Annotated in this window: 17 protein-coding genes; 11 read left to right on the forward strand and 6 right to left on the reverse strand. The window is 62.9% G+C overall.

The genetic code is table 11. The annotated features are described in order from the left end of the window. Positions 1-2: 2 nt before the first annotated feature. Positions 3-1,022: an iron-siderophore ABC transporter substrate-binding protein gene (locus tag AOP79_RS00290; protein WP_062069219.1), complete on the reverse strand. Its 1,020-nt coding sequence runs from the start codon at positions 1,020-1,022 to the stop codon at positions 3-5. A 183-nt stretch (positions 1,023-1,205) separates the two neighbouring features. After that, the gene (malQ, locus tag AOP79_RS00295) at positions 1,206-3,350 is read right to left on the reverse strand and encodes a 4-alpha-glucanotransferase (protein ID WP_062069222.1); all 2,145 of its coding nucleotides are present in this window, start codon (positions 3,348-3,350) and stop codon (positions 1,206-1,208) included. Positions 3,351-3,451: 101 nt separating this feature from the next. Here malQ and AOP79_RS00300 point away from each other — a divergent pair, with 101 nt between their 5' ends. From AOP79_RS00300 to AOP79_RS00325, 6 genes are all read left to right on the forward strand, one after another. Continuing rightward, positions 3,452-4,645 (forward strand): mechanosensitive ion channel family protein, encoded by a 1,194-nt coding sequence (locus tag AOP79_RS00300; RefSeq protein ID WP_062069224.1) that lies wholly within the window; start codon positions 3,452-3,454, stop codon positions 4,643-4,645. Between the two features lie 17 nt (positions 4,646-4,662). Then, positions 4,663-5,085: a globin gene (locus AOP79_RS00305; RefSeq protein WP_062069226.1), complete on the forward strand. Its 423-nt coding sequence runs from the start codon at positions 4,663-4,665 to the stop codon at positions 5,083-5,085. 27 nt (positions 5,086-5,112) lie between these two features. After that, positions 5,113-5,988 carry an acyl-CoA thioesterase gene (locus AOP79_RS00310; RefSeq protein WP_062069228.1) on the forward strand — a complete coding sequence of 292 codons (876 nt, stop codon included), beginning with the start codon at positions 5,113-5,115 and terminating at the stop codon, positions 5,986-5,988. Positions 5,989-6,405: 417 nt separating this feature from the next. Further along, positions 6,406-7,677, forward strand: a complete 1,272-nt coding sequence (locus tag AOP79_RS00315) for a quaternary amine ABC transporter ATP-binding protein (RefSeq protein WP_062069230.1) — start codon at positions 6,406-6,408, stop codon at positions 7,675-7,677. Then, positions 7,677-8,693, forward strand: coding sequence for an ABC transporter permease (locus tag AOP79_RS00320; RefSeq protein ID WP_082093235.1), 1,017 nt, complete (start codon positions 7,677-7,679; stop codon positions 8,691-8,693). Before AOP79_RS00315 ends, AOP79_RS00320 begins: the two co-directional genes overlap by 1 nt. A gap of 151 nt (positions 8,694-8,844) precedes the next feature. Beyond that, complete coding sequence (locus AOP79_RS00325) at positions 8,845-9,747, forward strand: glycine betaine ABC transporter substrate-binding protein (RefSeq protein ID WP_062069232.1); 903 nt, start codon at positions 8,845-8,847, stop codon at positions 9,745-9,747. Between the two features lie 212 nt (positions 9,748-9,959). On the opposite strand, the gene AOP79_RS00330 is transcribed toward AOP79_RS00325, so the two are convergent. Then, entirely contained in the window at positions 9,960-10,442 is a 483-nt protein-coding gene (locus tag AOP79_RS00330; RefSeq protein ID WP_062069235.1) for an acyl-CoA thioesterase, read from the reverse strand. 103 nt (positions 10,443-10,545) lie between these two features. On the opposite strand from AOP79_RS00330, the gene AOP79_RS00335 reads away from it, so the two are divergent. Then, positions 10,546-10,812: an HPr family phosphocarrier protein gene (locus AOP79_RS00335; protein ID WP_062069238.1), complete on the forward strand. Its 267-nt coding sequence runs from the start codon at positions 10,546-10,548 to the stop codon at positions 10,810-10,812. 78 nt (positions 10,813-10,890) lie between these two features. On the opposite strand, the gene ptsP is transcribed toward AOP79_RS00335, so the two are convergent. Together ptsP and AOP79_RS00345 are read right to left on the reverse strand one after the other, a co-directional pair. Next, positions 10,891-12,564: a phosphoenolpyruvate--protein phosphotransferase gene (gene ptsP / locus AOP79_RS00340; RefSeq protein ID WP_082093236.1), complete on the reverse strand. Its 1,674-nt coding sequence runs from the start codon at positions 12,562-12,564 to the stop codon at positions 10,891-10,893. Next, positions 12,561-13,922 carry a PTS transporter subunit EIIC gene (locus AOP79_RS00345; RefSeq protein ID WP_082093237.1) on the reverse strand — a complete coding sequence of 454 codons (1,362 nt, stop codon included), beginning with the start codon at positions 13,920-13,922 and terminating at the stop codon, positions 12,561-12,563. Before AOP79_RS00345 ends, ptsP begins: the two co-directional genes overlap by 4 nt. Positions 13,923-14,126: 204 nt before the next feature. Between AOP79_RS00345 and AOP79_RS00350 the strand changes: the two genes are divergently transcribed. The 4 genes from AOP79_RS00350 (at position 14,127) to AOP79_RS00365 (ending at position 15,910) form a co-directional block, all read left to right on the forward strand. After that, complete coding sequence (locus AOP79_RS00350) at positions 14,127-14,909, forward strand: GntR family transcriptional regulator (protein ID WP_062069240.1); 783 nt, start codon at positions 14,127-14,129, stop codon at positions 14,907-14,909. Next, positions 14,906-15,148: a PTS sugar transporter subunit IIB gene (locus tag AOP79_RS00355; RefSeq protein ID WP_062069242.1), complete on the forward strand. Its 243-nt coding sequence runs from the start codon at positions 14,906-14,908 to the stop codon at positions 15,146-15,148. Before AOP79_RS00350 ends, AOP79_RS00355 begins: the two co-directional genes overlap by 4 nt. A gap of 70 nt (positions 15,149-15,218) precedes the next feature. Then, on the forward strand, positions 15,219-15,449 hold the full coding sequence (locus AOP79_RS00360; RefSeq protein ID WP_062069244.1) for a PTS sugar transporter subunit IIB: 231 nt from the start codon (positions 15,219-15,221) through the stop codon (positions 15,447-15,449). Beyond that, positions 15,446-15,910 carry a PTS sugar transporter subunit IIA gene (locus tag AOP79_RS00365; protein WP_269078437.1) on the forward strand — a complete coding sequence of 155 codons (465 nt, stop codon included), beginning with the start codon at positions 15,446-15,448 and terminating at the stop codon, positions 15,908-15,910. Before AOP79_RS00360 ends, AOP79_RS00365 begins: the two co-directional genes overlap by 4 nt. Before the next feature lie 94 nt (positions 15,911-16,004). Here the strand turns inward: AOP79_RS00365 and ettA are convergent, their stop codons facing one another. Further along, entirely contained in the window at positions 16,005-17,687 is a 1,683-nt protein-coding gene (gene ettA / locus AOP79_RS00370; RefSeq protein WP_062069246.1) for an energy-dependent translational throttle protein EttA, read from the reverse strand. Between the last annotated feature and the right edge of the window lie 54 nt (positions 17,688-17,741).

The following is a 17,741-nucleotide window of genomic DNA, read 5'->3' on the forward strand; positions in this document are numbered from 1 at the left end:
GGTTAGGACTTTGATGCCGCCTCAGCCAAGAGACCGACGTATTCGTCGAGTGCCCATGGCGTTGCGAGTGGCGAGGGGTTGATTGCTGCAGCAATGGGCTGCGAGCCATCGAGGAGGACGAAGGCACCGTTTTCCACGGCGGGCATCTGCGACAGAAGCGGGTCGGCCTGCAGTGCCTCGACCAACGCCTGGTCGCCGTACGCGACGATGATGTCTACGTCGTCGAGCAAGTCGATCTGCTCGGCGCTGACCGAACCGGAGAACTCGCCGGAAGCCGATGCTTCTGCAACGGTGGCGGGTTCACCCAGGCCGAGGTCACCGAAGAACGCGGTGCGAGGGTCGTTGCTGGAGTAGAAGTTCACGGTCGAGAGGTCCGTGGTATCGATGTGCGACATGAACATGGCGTTCTTGCCGTCGAGTTCGGGGTACTCGGCTACCGTCTCTGCGATCTGTGCTTCGATGTCCTCGATGAGTGCAGCACCATCGTCGGCGCGGTTCATGCCAGCGGCGTTGTAGGTAATCATGTCGCGCCAGGACGTTGCCCATGGCTCGGTCGGGTAGGCCACGACTGGTGCGATTTCGCTCAGGGTGTCGTAGTCCTCCTGTGTGAGGCCGGAGTAGGCCGCGAGGATGACGTCCGGGTTGGTGTTGGCAACAGCCTCGAAGTCGATGCCGTCTGTCTCATCGAAGAGCGCGGGCTCTCCTCCAAGGGCGTCAATCTCGTCCTGGACCCAGGGAAGGACGGCAGCTCCACCGAAGTTGGCTTCGGCCATGCCCACGGGCACAACGCCCAGTGCGAGGGGAATGTCGTGGTTCGCCCACTGAACTGTCGCGACGCGTTCGGGGGTTCCCTCAATCTCGGTGGTTCCGAATGCGTGCTCGACGGTGATGGTCGAGGCTTCAGAACCCGCGGCGGCGGTTTCGCTGGTGTCGGTGGAAGCAGAGCTGTCGGTGGCACAGCCAGCCAGAGCGGTGACCGCTACGGCAGCAGCTCCGGTAGCGAGGAATCGATGTAGCGCCATGGCGCACGTCCTTGTCGATGAGAGGGCATCGCGTGCGGGCTCGACAGCGGAGAGCTGCGGCGCTGTCGCGACGGGCTACGTCGTCTTTGCGCAAGCCGTGGCCGAGCATAGGTGCGCTTTACGCAACATGTCAATTGCGCAAATGCAACACGCCTGGATAGAGCGCTCTCACAGCCTCGGGGACTACGCTCGCGCTTCCCGCACTGCCGCAAGAAGACGCCTCAGACGTGGGTGTTCGAACAGATCATCGAGCAGCACCGGCACCCCATTGCCGTCCGCAAGGGGAACCCGCCAGTTGGGGTACTCCGTGTGCGTACCGGGATAGTTCTGGGCACGGCGCTCACCTACGGCGTCGGTCACTGCCACCGAGGTCAGGAGAGCAGGCGACGCGAGCGCTAGCCGGTGCACACCAGCCACGAGGTCTTCTTCCTCCCAATCCTCGATCATCCAGTCACGGGAGCGCAGGTACTCCACCATGAGCTCGTGTTCGCGCTCGTTGGACGACACCTCGTCGTCCTCGGAGCCCGTCAACAGGCCCATGCCGGAGCGCACTGCGATGTGTTCTCCCCCAAGGTATGCCGCGGTTGGCGGTAGGTCATGCACTGTCACCGACACCAGGGCATCGGCCCTGTACTGCTCTGGCGCCTGAGGCGAGCCGTTGCTGTTCTTCTCAAACAACGCTACGACCGTGCCCAGAATGCCGCGCTGATTGAGGTAGTCGCTCACCCATGGCTCCAGCGTGCCAAGGTCCTCACCAATCACGACCGCACCGGCGCGTTCAGCCTCCAAAGCCAAAATGCCAATCAGCGCGGTGTGGTCAAAACTCACGTATGCGCCATTGGACGGGTCGTGTCCCTGAGGAATCCACCATTGCCGGAAGAGCCCCAGGATGTGATCGATGCGTAGCGCGCCCGAGTGGCGAACAGCCGAACGCACGAGGTCGCGGAACGGCAGGTAGGCCACCGCCTCCAAGGCGCGCGGCTGCCACGGTGGCTGCGACCAGTCCTGACCGCGCTGGTTGTACATGTCCGGCGGAGCACCCACAGAGACCCCGGTGGCCATGACGTTGCCGAGCGACCAGGTGTCGGCACCAAACGGGTGTACTCCCACCGCAAGATCGGTCATCAAACCAATCGTCATGCCAGCGTCAACGCACCGGCGCTGCGCGCGCTCCAACTGCTCATCGGCGACCCACTGCAGCCACGCGTAAAACAAAATCCGGTCCGAATGCTCATCGCGCCAGGCGTCGACGGCGGCACGGTTTCCTTGCGCCAGTTCCTCGGGCCACGGCACGCCGCGGTGCGCCTCTGCGATCGAACTCCATGTAGCGAAATCCTCGAGCGCCTTACCTTCACGCAGACAAAACGCCTCAAACTGCGCTTCCCGCCCTGCGGAGCGCGGCGCACGGAACACCTGCTCCAGCGCTGAGGACTTGGCGCGCCACACCGCGTCGCGATCAATGTTCTCGCCACTGGCATTCGCGCGCTGGGGTTTCTCCGCTTCCCAGGCCAACACTGCACGTTGCTGCGACGGGAGATACGCCACCTCGTCGATGTCTTCGACGCGAATGTAGAGCGCGGACAGGAAGCGGCGCGAGGTTGGCAGGTACGGCGACGGCTCGAGTGGCGGCACCGGCTCTGTGGCGTGTAGCGGGTTGATTTGGAGGAACTGTGCGCCGGCGTGCACTGCGGCAAGCGACCCCAGGTCACCGAGGTCACCGAAGTCGCCGATGCCCCACGAACGTTCGGAACGAATCGAGTACAGCTGAGCCGCAAGACCCCAGGGCCGATGTTCGCGCACCCACGCGGGTACCTGGACCTTGGCGGGCGTGACAATCACGTAGCCGCGCCCACGACGGTCGGTACTCGTAGCCTCAACTCGGTGCCAGCCAAGCGGCAGGTCGCTAGAAATGGTGAACGTTGCGCGCCCGATCGCCTGAACTCCGTCGTCGTAGGGCTCAACGTAGACATCTGCCTGGTCAAGTTCGCGTTCGCCGCCGTCTTCAAGGGTGAGGCGGGCGCTGGCTGGCTCCCCGTTCCGGACGTGCACGGGAATCTGGGCGCCCTCACCCTCCTGCACCACAGTGACGGGAGGGACCACCCTGCGCCACTTGTGGTCCTCGATGGCAGCGAGCGCACGTTCGCAGCCCGCATCGTCGCGCGCGTCCATGCCCATGGAGATCAACACTGCACGAATGGCATCCACGGTCGACGCACAGGAGTCGCCGTTCCACGCGGTGTAGGTGAGCGCGACGCCGCATTCCCGGGCCAATGCCGCCAAGGGTTCACTGACTCGGGCCTCGTTCACGTCTTCGCCGACATCGCTCATGCCCCTATCTTGCCAGGCACTGGCCCCAACGGAGCGCGGCACCGACACGGGTTCGCCGGTAGTCGTTTCCGTTCTTGACGGGGTTGGATAGCCTGGAGGGCGTGTTCACCTACCTTGGCTCTCTCATATCCGTAGCCATCACCACCTCGGCCTCGGCGGATCCGTCGGCGTCCTCGACGCCGTCCGCGACCACCACGACGTCGACCACGGCCACCACCTCCCCTACGGAGGACTCGCTCGACGTCCCCACGACCGAGGACTTCGGCAAGTGGTTCGATGGTGTTGAAGATCGTGCTGGCGACCTTGGCGCCGTCATCATTCTGGCGCTAGTGATTTGGCTGATCTTCCACTGGATCATCAAGGGGTTCGTCCGCGGCATTGAAAAGGGCACCGCCATTGCGGACCCCAAGACGCTTGCGGCGCTGAAGAAGGCCAAGATCCGGCTCCCGCAACAGGACGAGATCGATGCGCGCCTTGAGGCGGAACGCCGGCGGCAGCGAGCGAAGACCCTGAAGCGGGTCCTCGACTCTGCGTTGTTGGTGGTCATTTTCATCATCGTGGCGATGGGTGTGCTGGGAGTCCTCGGTGTCCCGGTAGGGCCGATGCTCGCCTCCGCTGGAATTTTGGGTGTCGCCCTAGGTTTTGGTGCTCAGTCGCTGGTGAAGGACATCCTCGCGGGCATCTTCATGCTGATCGAAGACCAGTACGGCGTGGGTGACGTCGTGGACCTGGGTGCAGCCTCCGGAAGTGTGGAGGAAGTGGGCTTGCGGTGCACGCGACTCCGGGCGCTCGACGGCACCGTCTGGTACGTCCCTAACGGTGAGATCACACGAGTGGGCAACATGACGCGCCTGTGGAGCCGCGTCATGATCGAAGTGCGCTTCGCCTATGACACGGACATTGAAGCCGCACGCGACGCCATGATGGATGCGGTCAAGGACGCTGCACGCGAATCCGACATGGTGTCGACGTCGCTCCTCGGCGAGCCCGAGGTGGCCGGAATTGAATCGCTCGAATACAACGCCGTCATGCTGCGCCTCATGTGCCAGGTCAATCCTGCGATGCAATGGGACGTGCAGCGCGAGGTGCGCCGCGAGATGCGCCGCATCTTTGCTGAGCGCAACATCCGTCTCGCTGTGCCAGGTGACGCCATCATGGTCGACGAGAAGCCGTCCAAGCGTGCCCCCAAGATTCATGACACTCGCCGTGCGACAACGGAAACACCCACCGATGATGCCGGCCGCCCCCTTCCCCCTGACTCCGGAGATCTCGACGGAGACGGCGAGGCGGACTGAAAGTGACTACTCCAGGCATGAACATCGGCTCTGGGCCTACTCAGGAACCGGAGCAGAGCTTCTACGAGGCGATCGGCGGCCACGAACGGTTCGCCAGCATCGTCCACCGGTTCTATCAAGGCGTGGCGACGGATCCGATTTTGGGACCCATGTACCCGAGCCACGACATGGAGGGTGCCGAATGGCGCCTCATGGCATTCCTCGAGCAGTACTGGGGTGGGCCAACGACGTACTCCGACCAGCGCGGCCACCCGCGACTACGGATGCGACACCACGGCTTTCACGTCAACCCTGAAGCGCGCGACCATTGGGTCGCGCTCATGCGGGACGCGGTGGCGGAAGAGGGCCTGTCGCCCCTGCACGCGACTACGCTGATGGATTATCTTGAGCGCGCCGCTCACTCCATGATCAATACGTTTGAACCCACGCCAGGCTCATAGGCCCGCGCCACAACTTGAGGAGCACACATGGACCACGTTGAAGACGTGTGGGCCGACGAATCGGTCGCATCCGGAATGGCAGTACTTGATCTCCGTCAGCTTTCGGACACCACTTTTGAGGGCGACTCCTTGCCGATGCCCGGAGGGCGTGCGTACGGCGGGCAGGTCCTCGCCCAGGCCCTTTTGGCCGCGGGACACACCGTTGATGCTGAACGTCAGATGCACTCGATGCACGGGTACTTTTTGCGTCCAGGAGACGCGAGCCGCCCTATCTCCTTCGACGTCGAATTGCTCCGTGACGGACGGTCATTCTCGGCACGCCGAACCCACGCCTTCCAAGACGGCAAGCCCATCCTGTCGATGATCGCATCGTTCCAGCTAGAACAAGAAGGCCCCGAACACTCGGTGACGATGCCCGAGGTCCCTGGACCTGACTTCGTGCAGTCCGGCATTGACGTGCTGGCTCCATACGTCGGCCATGAGCCCGCGGACTACTGGCTCAAGCGAACCCCGTTCGACCTGCGCCACGTTGAGGGCAGCTTGCTCTTCAACGCTGACCCACAGCCCAAGCAGTACCAAACCACGTGGATTCGTCTGCGCAAGCCCATTGAGAGCTCAAGCGGCCTCATGCACCGCGCTCTGCTCGCCTTCGCGTGCGACCAGGTCATGCTGGAGCCTTTGCTGCGCCGACACAACGCTTCGTGGCAGACCAAGGGGCTCAACTTCGCGTCGCTCGACCACGCTATGTGGTGGCACCGTCCCGCGCGTGCCGACGAGTGGCTGCTCTACGTTCAGGATGCCCCTACGGCGCAGGGCGGACGTGGGCTCGGCGGATCGTGGGTGTTCTCAGAGGATGGACGACTCGTCGCATCAGCATCGCAGGAAGGCATGTTCCGGCTCTAGGAAGTGCCCGCCGGGCCAATGACAGTCGCTGACACTCAACATCGGCTCCCTTTTCGCCACCTTTGCCAAACCGTGACACTTTCCTGGCGATAAGTCATTTACCAGGGGCGATGGTCCGGCGATTTTCCCGTGATTGCCTAAATTCCGACCGCGCGGTTTGAGTCTGACAAGCGAGCCTTGCTACGTTGGACACAGCCGCTTTGGGGTTCGCGTCAGTCACGACCAAAGCGCCTATGACAAGCCCAGGCTTCGTGGCTGCGCCCTCCCCGGCAGCGCCCGCAAGCGAATGAGGCATCATCCCGATGGTGATGTCCGTGGGCCCGTGACTGCCGTCCGACGGCTGCGAGCCTGCCTTCGCTACGTACGGAGCCGCCAACCACGCTCTCTAACTGACGCTGAGAGCAGGCGAGGACACTAGTGAACGACATCGCTTTGAAGGCGGAAGGCCTCTACAAGGTCTTTGGCCGCAACGCACATGATGCCGTCAAGAAACTGCAAAAGGGCGCGTCCCGCGATGACCTCAACGGCGCCACCGCAGCAGTGATCGATGCATCCTTTGAAGTCAAGAAGGGTGAGATCTTTGTGGTCATGGGGCTCTCGGGCTCCGGAAAATCCACCTTGATCCGCATGCTCAACGGACTGCACCCACAAACCGCTGGCACCGTCACCATCGGCGAAGACTCCATCACCGGCGTGAGCGCGGCTGAACTGCGTGAGATCCGTCGCCACAAAATCTCGATGGTGTTCCAGCACTTCGCACTCCTCCCCCACCGCACCGTGATCGACAACGTTGCCTACGGACTCGAAATCCAGGGAATGCCCAAAGAGCAACGCATCGAGCGCGCCCTCAAGGTCACCCGCATCGTCGGACTTTCCGGATGGGAAGAGAAGTACCCCTCCGAACTGTCCGGTGGAATGCAGCAGCGCGTAGGCCTTGCCCGCGCACTCTCTGCAGACACGGAAGTGCTCCTGATGGATGAGGCGTTCTCCGCACTCGACCCACTGATCCGCCGCGAAATGCAGGACCAGTTGCTCGAGCTCCAGTCCGAGCTCGGCAAGACCATCATCTTCATCACGCACGATCTCAATGAGGCCATGTACATCGGCGACCGCATCGCGGTCATGCGCGACGGCCGTATTGTGCAGATCGACTCACCCGAGGAAGTCCTCACGAACCCAGCCAACGAATACGTTGAACAGTTCGTTCAGGACGTTGACCGCACCAAGGTCCTCACCGCGGACTCCGTCATGCGCAAGCCTTTCGCCACGGTGCATGAGAACTCGGGTCCTCGCGCTTGCCTCCAGGCGATGCGCGAGAACGGCATCTCCGCGCTGTACGTCATCAAGCGCGACCGCACGATCGTCGGCTGGGTTCGCGACCGCGACATTCTCGACCTCGTGCGCAAGGGCGAGAAGTCCATCTCCGGCGCCATTCAGCACGATCACGGCGCTGTGTCCAAGGACACACCGCTGTCAGATCTCTTCATCCCGTCGCTGGAGGCCGCGTTAGCGCTCGCCGTGACCGACGAGAAGGAACGCCTCGTGGGAGTAGTCCCCCGCGTCACACTACTGGCGGCCCTCGGTGGCGAGCCGGACGCCGCGCACTCCGCAGAACCCGTCGTTGAACCCCTACCCGAGGCCGTGGTCGATAAGATCCTCGACTCCTCAGCTGAGAAGGGCGGTCTGTAATGGACATCACTTTTAATCTCTTTGGTGGAACTGTCCACCTCTGGCCTTGGCCGCCATCAATCCCGTTCGACGTCTGGATCGAAAACTTCTTTGACTGGTTCAAAGAGACCTTTGCCGCGTTCTTCGATGCGCTGAGCGTTGTCTTCGAGACGGTATTCAATGCCATCGATTGGGTACTTTCTTACCCACCGGACTGGGCCTTCATCCTGATCGCCGCTATCGCAGCATTGTTCGCACGTGGCCGGAAGTTTGCCATTGGCACTGCAATAGCCCTGGTATTTATCGTCTCGGTAGGTCAGTGGGAGAACGCGATTGCGACGCTTGCACTGGTACTCGTCGCGACATTGGCGGCAACGCTCATTGCCATTCCCCTTGGAATTTGGGCAGCCCGCAATGACCGCGTATCAGCCTTCGTCAAGCCGCTGATGGACCTCCTGCAAACCCTGCCCGCCTTCGTGTACCTCGTGCCCGCGCTCGCCCTCTTCGGCATTGGCGTCGCACCCGGAATCCTCGCCACAGTGATCTTTGCTGTGGCGCCGGGCGTGCGTCTCACCGAGCTAGGCATCCGTGGCGTAGACAAGGAAGTCATCGAGGCTGGACAGGCCTTTGGCGCCACACCGGGGCGCATCCTGCGTCAGATCCAGATCCCCCTGGCAATGCCGTCCATCATGGCCGGTATCAACCAGGTGATCATGTTGTCGCTATCCATGGTCGTCATCGCCGGTATGGTCGGTGCGCCTGGACTGGGTGACCCGGTCACCGAAGCAGTCCTGACACTGGACGAGGGCCTCGGATTCGAAGCCGGCCTTTCTGTGGTGTTCCTGGCCATCATCCTTGACCGCTTCACCGCGTCGGTGGGCAAGGGCATGGGCCTCTACGCCCAACTCGCCAAGGCACGCAAACAACGTCGCGAGACCGCTGAACAGGCCCGTATCGATGCCGAGATCGTTGAGATGGAAGCCCACAGCGCCGAATCGACCATCGCCACACCTGCTGGCGACAACTCCAAGGTCTAACACTCCCCTCACAACCGGGGGCATCGGCCCAATGTCGATTCCCCCTGCATGACTTCGCGATCCCTCACCGGATTGCGGGCGCCTCGTCTGATCCCGACGGCGAGACGCTTCCACGGCACCCGGAAATCCCTGTGCCGAGAAAGGAAGAAATATGTTCAAGCGCACCGGAACCGCACTCGCGGTGACTGCTGCTGCGGGCCTCGTGCTCGCTGGTTGCTCGTCCTCCGACGACACCGACGCCGAGGCCACCGCAAGCGGAGAAGCCGCTGCGGGAGGCGACATCACCCTCGCCGCATTCAACGGCTGGGACGAGTCCATCGCCACGTCACTGCTGTGGCAGAACATCCTCAACGACAAGGGCTACAACGCCTCGGTCGACTACGCGGATGCAGCCGTGGGATTCCAGGGAATCGCTGACGGCGACTACGACATCCTCACCGATGTCTGGCTGCCCCTGACCCACGCTGCCTACCTCGAAGAGTTCGGCGACGACATGGAAGAGGTCGGTGCATGGTTCGACAGCGCTGCCCTCACCGTGGCAGTGAACGCTGACGCTCCCATCGACTCGCTTGACGAACTCGCGGCTAACGCTGACGAATTCGACAACCGCATCGTCGGCATCGAGGCAGGCGCCGGCCTGACCGCGACCGTCAAGGACGCGACCATTCCGGGCTACGGCCTTGAGGAGCTGGACTTCGTCACGTCGTCGACCCCCGCGATGCTCTCGGAGCTCGACAAGGCCACCACGGACGGCGAGAACATCGTCGTCACGCTGTGGGAGCCCCACTGGGCCTACGGCGCCTACGACCTCAAGAACCTTGAGGACCCTGAGGGCACGCTCGGCGAGGCTGAGAACATCGTGACCTACTCGCGCACCGGATTCGGTGAAGAGTTCCCCGAGGTCACCGGCTGGCTCGCTGACTTCACGATGGAAGCCGACCTCCTGTACGACCTGGAGAACGAGCTCAACGGCGCCGACTCGGCAGACCGCGAGCAGATCGTGGCCGACTGGGTGGCAGCTAACCAGGAGTGGGTTGACTCCCTCACCGCATAAGTAGTTTCTGCTTTACTCAAAGCGCCGGTCACCACAAGGTGGCCGGCGCTTTGCGCATCCCAGACCACAGCGCATCCCATCCCGCCGCCCCGCCCCGCCTGCCGCCCTGCCCCGCCAAGTGGCTCCATTTCGCTGTTTTGAGGCGCCAAAACAGCGAGATGGAGCCACTTGGCTAGGTGTGTGGTGTGTGGGGTGAGGGGGTGTGGGGTGGGTTAGCGAGAGCGGAACGCTATCGGTTCCTCGAGATACTCAGTCCAGGTGGAGCGCTCCGCGTCCGTCAGCCTGCGGGGACTGTTGGTCGCCACGTCGAACAGCACCAACGTGGTCGATGCCCGTGCATAAACCTCCTGCTCGGCATCATCGACGACTGGCGAACGCACTTCATAGCAAATCTCGATGCTCGCTCCCCCAAGTCGCCCGATCCACAACTGCACGTCGAGCGGGCGGCGTCCGTAGGGTGCCGGCGCGAGATACTCGATCTGTTGTCCGGCAATCAGTGTGATGGTGTCTGCACCCGGGCCGCCCGCAATCACTGCCGTCGCGGGCGCGTCCGCATCGGCGCCCAGGCTGTCGTCGGCCCAGAAAGCCCTAATGCGTGCTTCCTCAAGGAGCCGGAGCATCTCGGCGTTGTTGACGTGCCCGTAGGCGTCGATGTCGGACCAGCGGAGCGATACGGGGACATGGATGCGTGTCATGTCATCACCGTAACTGTTCGTGGATGCGCTGCGCCTCAGCGCTAGACCAAGGTGGTCTAGACCTGTACGATGGGCGTGAACATTCACACCTCAGGAGGACCCCATGGAGCGCACTGTCACCATTGCCATCGAAGAAGGCCTGCACGCACGCCCTGCAGCACTGTTTGTGGCTGCCGCACAAGCCGCCCCGGCGAAGGTCACTATCAGCAAGGGTGACGCCCCTGTGCCCGCGGACTCCATCCTGTCGATCATGACGCTCGGCGCCAAGGCCGGCGACACGGTCACGCTGACCACAGAAGGCGACAGCGCGGACGACGCCGCAGCCCTGGACTCCCTCGAAAACTTCCTGCTCCAGACTGAAGTCAGCTAACGGCGCTCCAGAGACGATTCAGGGCGGCGACATCATGCGATGTCGCCGCCCTGATCTGTGTTCACTCCGTATCGAGAACTACAGCGCCCACTCTTCAAGCGCCGGGATGCGGTCACGCACTGCCGCCCGTGCTTCATCCGCAGACGAAGCGTCACGTGCAACCTCAGCGAGTGCCCGGCATTCGTCGAGTTCCACGGTGGCGAGGATCGCCCCCACCGCTGGAAGTGAACGTGGCGTCATCGATAGCGACGCCACACCTAGCCCCACGAGCACGGCAGCGAGCGCGGGATCTGCCGCGGCCTCCCCGCAGACGCCTACCGGCCGCCCATGACGCGCCGCCCCGTCGCAAGCGGCGGCGATGAGGTCAAGCACGGCGGGTTGCCACGGCGTTGACAGCGATGCCAAGGAAGCGAGTTCGCGGTCCGAGGCCATCGCGTACTGCGTGAGGTCGTTCGTTCCGATCGACGCAAAGGATGCGACCTTGAGGAGGTCTCGCGCACGTAGGGCCGATGCGGGAATCTCGATCATGATTCCCGCCTGGCCGATGCCGTGACGAGCACAGGCGTCCACGAACGTCTCCGTCTCCGCGACAGTGGCGACCATGGGTGCCATGACGTGGACGTCCGCCTCCGCAGCTTTCGCTGCCTGTGCGATGGCCTGGAGCTGATCTTCGAGGACATCAGGACGGTCCCACGATGTCCTGAGCCCGCGGACACCGAGTGCAGGATTGGGCTCGTCGTCGGCGGTCACGAACGGCAGTGGCTTATCTGCACCCGCGTCGAGCGTACGAATCACCACTTTCTTGCCAGGGAACGCTTCAAGAACTTTGCCGTACTGGGCGACCTGCTCCTCAACTGAGGGCGCCGTCTCCCGTCCGAGGAAGCAGAACTCGGTGCGGAACAACCCCACGCCCTCGGCGCCGGCCTGTGCCGCAGCATCGGCTCCATCGGGATTCCCGATGTTGGCCAGCAGCGCGACGGCATGGCCGTCCTTGGTGCGGCCAGGCTCGGTCAGCGCTTCGGGAAGCGAAATCTCCAGCGAGAAGCGCTCAATCAGTTCAGCATCCGGTTCAACGTGAACCTCGCCGCTTCCACCATCGACAGCAATCACCTGGCCGTCAACGAGGTCGTCAGCACCGATGGTTGCCACAATGCACGGGATACCCAGTGAACGCGCCAGGATCGACGTGTGCGAGGTAGGGCCACCGCCGCTGGTGACAATGGCAAGGACCGATGCTGGATCGAGCGTCGCTGTGTCCGCGGGAGCCAAGTCCTCGGCAACCAGCACGAACGGCTCGTCCCGCCTCGGGACTCCAGGGCCTGGCACCCCCGTCAGGTGAGCGACGATGCGGCTACGCACATCGCGCACATCCGTGGCTCTCTCTGCGAGATTTCCACCCAACGCCGCAAGTTGCTCAGCCAACGCATCGGCGGCGAGCCACACTGCACGCTCGGGGCTCTCCCCATCGTCGGTGACCTTGGTTGTTGCGGATGACACCAGAGCAGGGTCCGTTGCCATCGTCGACGTGACAGTGAGTATCTCTGCTGCGGTACCGGACACAGATGCCGCCGCGGCCAACAGATCCTGTTGGACCTGTTGGCTCGCGGCGACGATGGCCGCTGCCGCTGCCTCCCGCTTCGACTCATCCAGAGCCGGAGCAGGTGCAGGTTCGGCAACCGCAGCAGCCATCCGTGCGACCGGTGCCGCGCAGCGTCCAGCGCTGACCGCTACGCCACGCAGCACCTGTGTCACTTGGTGTCACCTCCAGAACTGTCGGCCCGCGCTCCGTCCGCGGCATTCAACCGTGCCTGAGCAGCATCGGCCTCCAACTCGGAGGGCGACTCGTCGACCTTCGTCAGCGTCTCGTCAACCGAGGCCTCAGTGCCGGGTTCATCGTCTTCACGACCCGGGGTCTTGAGGTTCCACTTCCTAATCACCCAACGGAACAGGAAGTAGTAGATCACCGCGTAGCCCAAACCGATCGGGATCAGCAGCAGCGGCATTTCAGCGATACGGAAGTTCAACAGGTAGTCGATGGCGCCGGCAGAGAAGCCAAACCCGTCACGAATTCCGATGGCGTTGGTGAGCGCCAATGACGTACCGGTGAGCACTGCGTGCACGAGGTACAGCGGGTATGCGACATAGACGAATGCGAACTCGAGAGGCTCGGTGACACCGGTCACGAAGGCCACGAGCGCCGCAGATCCCATGATTCCTGCTGTCATCTTGCGCTTGGCAGGCTTGGCTGTGTGAACGATCGCCAGAGCGGCTGCGGGGAGCGCGAACATCATGATCGGGAAGAATCCGGTGGTGAACAGACCGGCTGTGGGGTCGCCTGCGAGGAAGCGTGGGATGTCACCGTTGACGATCTCCCCTGCCGAGTTCTCGAACTCTCCGAACTGGAACCACGGGAAGGCGTTCAGCAGGTGGTGCAGACCGAAGGGCAGCAGGAGTCGGTTCAGCGTTCCGTAGACGAAGCCACCGATGATCGGCAGGCCAGTGACCCAGGTACCGACGGCAGTGAAGCCGGTGTCGAACCAGGGGTAGATCAGCGACAGTGCCACGGCAATGAGCACGGAGGCACCCGCAGTGACGATCGGCACAAAGCGGCGGCCACCGAAGAAGGCCAACCACGCCGGGAGTTTGATCCTTGAGTATTTTTGGAACAGCAACGCTGCAGTCATACCGATGACGATGCCGCCGAGGACGCCGTAGTTAATGAGCTCCTGGTCAGCGCCTTCTTCAGCGGGCAGCACCATGGGCGACATGGCGTCCGTTACGGCCGTGAAGACCAGATAGCCGATGACGGCGGCAAGTCCCGTAGAACCGTCCGACTTTCGCGCGTATCCGACGGCAACACCGACGGCGAAGAGCAGTGCCAGGTTGGCGAACAGGGCGTTACCGGCAGCGCCGATGACGTCTGCCACTGGCTGCATCCAGGGCCAGAACCCTGCGACGCCGTCGGCACCGAGCATGTCGGGCTGGCCGAGGCGCAACAGCAGTGCTGCAGCGGGAAGGGATGCGATGGGCAGCATGAGCGAACGGCCCATGCGTTGAAGCTGCGCGAGGCCTGGGAAGCCTCGTCGCGGGGTATCTACTGCGGTGGTCATGAAACACTCCTCGTTGCGTATTTCACCGTTATTTGGCACGGGCAAGAACTGGTAGCCCTGCCGCCTTGGACGACTCCGTTCAAGGCCGTGTGGTCTGGACCAGTTGCCAACAGAGTGGTCTATACCTCATGATGTTGTCAAGCACTCCGCAAGTCACCGATCGACTAATGTGGACTGGACCACACCGAACCACAGGGGGCACCGATGCCAACCGAGACTGGCTCACAACCAACCTCACACAAGTACCTCAAGGTGCGCGACTACCTCGTCGCCCTCGCCGCCGAGGAACTCGCTGTGGGCGATCCAGTCCCCTCTGAACGCGCCCTCACCCAACGGTTCGGCGTCTCACGCATGACAGTCCGCCACGCCATCGACGCGCTCGTATCAGAAGGCGTCTTGGAGAAGGTCCAAGGGCGTGGAACATTCGTCAGCGCCCCCCGCATGGACTTCGAAGTCCGCCTCTCCACCTTTGGAGAGCAAATGCAGCGCCTTGGCCTCAGCGCCTCCACCACTGTCCTGGATTCCGGAGCTGTCGCAGCACCCGCCGAAGTCGCCGCCGTCCTCGGGGTGTCACCAGGCGCCCAAGTCCACCATCTGCGCCGCCAGCGCCGCGCAGACGGCAAACCCATGGCCATCGAAGAAGCCTGGATTCCCGTCGCTCTCGCACCCCGCCTCTTCGACGACGGCCCACCCCCGAGCCTCTACGACGCCCTGCGCACCCACGGCCAGGACCCCCAATGGGGTGAAGAGACTCTCGCAGCAGACATCGCCACCCGCGAAGAGTGCGAGTTGCTCGACATGAGCGAGAACTCCGCAGTGCTACGCGCGACGCGGCGCACCCACGGCGACGATGGTGCCGTGATGTTCTCCCGCTCCTGCTTTCGCGGCGATCGCTACCAAGTGTGGGTGCCTCTGGCTCCCCCACATGTGCCAGAAAAGCCCAGCCGTCCCTCTCCCGCGCCAACGACGTCCAAGGAGGACTCATGACAACACCAGAACCGCGCGCCGCCTTGTATCTTCAGGCGCTGGGCGGTGCATCGAACATCGAAGAGATAGAGCCATGCACCACGCGGCTCAGGTCCTTGGTTCATGACCCGGCTCAAGTCGATTCAGCCGCATTGCGCAAGCTCGGGGCCTTCGGCGTCATGATCAATGGCCGCGTCGTTCAAGTTGTGGTGGGACCCGAGGTAGACGTGGTCGCCTCGGAGATCGACGACCTCCTCTAAACCCCCTTCAACGCACATTCGCACTACAGATTTTTCCCCACGTCTGCACAGCAAAGAAAAGGAAACCATCATGGCTGACCCACAAAAGATTCTCGATGGCCTCGGCGGAGATGCAAACATCATCGACCTCGAGCCCTGCATCACACGCCTCCGCGTGGAAGTCGAAGATGCCAGCGCCGTCAGCGAGCCCACCCTCAAGGCTGCAGGAGCCATCGCCGTGATGCAGCAAGGCACCGTAGTCCAGGTGATTGTGGGCCCGCAGGCCGACACGATCGCGGCTGACATTGAGGACCTGCGTTGACCGCAGCGCTGCGCGTCTTGTCCCCAGTGACAGGCACCGTTGTCGCGATGGCCGATGTCCCTGACCCGGTTTTTGCCGCGTCGCTCGTTGGCCCTGGGGTCGCTATTGAGCCCGACACGGAGCAGGGCACTGAGGTCAGGGCGCCCATCGATGGCACCGTGGTGAAACTTCACCCCCACGCCTTCGTGGTGCAAGCGGCCGACGGTCGCGGCGTGCTGGTTCACTTAGGCATCAACACCGTACAACTCGACGGCGAGGGCTTCACCTTGCACGTTGCGGAAGGCGACGCCGTCAGCGCGGAGCAGGTTCTCATCTCATGGGATATTGCCGCGATCGCAGAGACAGGCCGCTCGACGGTCTGTCCCGTCGTGGCACTCGATGCCCGGACCGATGCAGTGGGTGACCTCGCGGAGGTCGACGCGCTCGCTGGCGCACAGACCGCGCTCTATACCTGGTCCTAAGAACGCCGAATGGCTCCATTTGACTGTTTGAGCACCTCAAAACAGGCAAATGGAGCCATTTCGCGTGGGCTTGGTGAGCCGCACGTGGGCCGAGTTAGTCGCGCGTGAGCTTGCGGTAAGTCACGCGGTGAGGACGAGCGGCATCGGCACCCAAGCGCTCGACCTTGTTGGCCTCGTAGGACTCGAAGTTACCTTCAAACCAGTACCAGTTGGCAGGGTTCTCCTCGGTGCCTTCGTAGGCCAGGATGTGAGTCGCAACGCGGTCCAGGAACCAGCGGTCGTGCGAGACCACCACAGCGCAACCGGGGAACTCGAGGAGGGCGTTCTCTAGGGATCCCAGGGTCTCAACGTCAAGGTCGTTAGTCGGCTCATCGAGCAGCAGGACGTTTCCACCCTCCTTGAGCGTCAGCGCCAGGTTGAGGCGGTTGCGCTCACCACCGGACAGTACTCCAGCGGCTTTCTGCTGGTCCGGCCCCTTGAAACCGAATGCGGAGATGTACGCACGCGAGGGCATTTCCACGTTGCCTACATTGATGTAGTCCAGACCGTCGGAAACGACCTCCCACAGCGACTGCTTGGGGTCGATGCCGCCACGTGACTGGTCAACATAGGAGACCTTGACTGTCTCGCCAATCTTGAGGTCACCGTCGTCGAGGTCTTCGAGACCCACGATCGTCTTGAACAGCGTGGTCTTACCCACACCGTTGGGACCAATCACACCCACGATGCCGTTACGCGGCAGCGTGAACGACAAGCCATCGATGAGCACGCGCTCGCCAAAGCCCTTCTTCAGGTCCTTGGCTTCGATCACCACGTTGCCCAGACGCGGGCCCGGTGGGATCTGAATCTCTTCAAAGTCAAGCTTCTTGGTCTTCTCCGCCTCGGCGGCCATCTCCTCATAGCGAGCAAGACGCGCCTTCGACTTCACCTGACGGCCCTTGGCGTTCGAGCGCACCCACTCCAGTTCCTCCTTGAGGCGCTTGGAGAGCTTGGCGTCCTTCTTGCCCTGGACCTGCAGGCGCTCCTGCTTCTTCTCAAGGTAGGTCGAGTAGTTGCCCTCGTAGGGGTACAGGCGGCCGCGGTCGACCTCACAGATCCACTCGGCCACGTGGTCCAGGAAGTACCGGTCGTGTGTGACGGCCATGACGGCGCCGGGGTACTTCGATAGGTGCTGCTCGAGCCACAACACCGATTCAGCGTCGAGGTGGTTAGTCGGCTCGTCAAGGAGCAGCAGGTCAGGCTTCTCAAGTAGCAGCTTGCACAGTGCCACACGGCGACGTTCACCACCGGACAGCACGGAGACGTCAGCGTCCGGCGGCGGGCACTGGAGCGCGTCCATGGCCTGCTCGAGCTGAGCATCGAGATCCCAGGCGTCCGCGTGGTCCAGTTCTTCCTGGAGGGTGCCCATCTCAGTCAGCAGAGCGTCATAGTCTGCGTCGGGGTTGGCCATTTCCTCGGAGATGGCGTTGAAGCGGTCGAGCTTGCCCTTGATCTCGGCGACGCCCTCTTCGACGTTGCCGAGCACAGTCTTTTCTTCGTTCAGCGGCGGCTCCTGCAACAGGATGCCCACGGTGTATCCGGGGCTGAGGCGCGCTTCACCGTTGGAAGGCTCTTCGAGCCCCGCCATGATCTTGAGGATGGTCGACTTACCCGCGCCGTTGGGGCCAACGACACCGATCTTTGCGCCTGGATAGAACGCCATCGTGACGTCATCGAGGATGACCTTGTCGCCGTGCGCCTTGCGCGCCTTTTGCATCGTGTAGATGAACTCTGCCACTGCTACTCCGTCAACGTGTTCTGAAGGCGCTCCTGCGAGCGCCGGGGAATTGAG

Source organism: Demequina sediminicola (assembly GCF_000975055.1).
GTDB classification, from domain to species: Bacteria; Actinomycetota; Actinomycetes; order Actinomycetales; family Demequinaceae; genus Demequina; species Demequina sediminicola.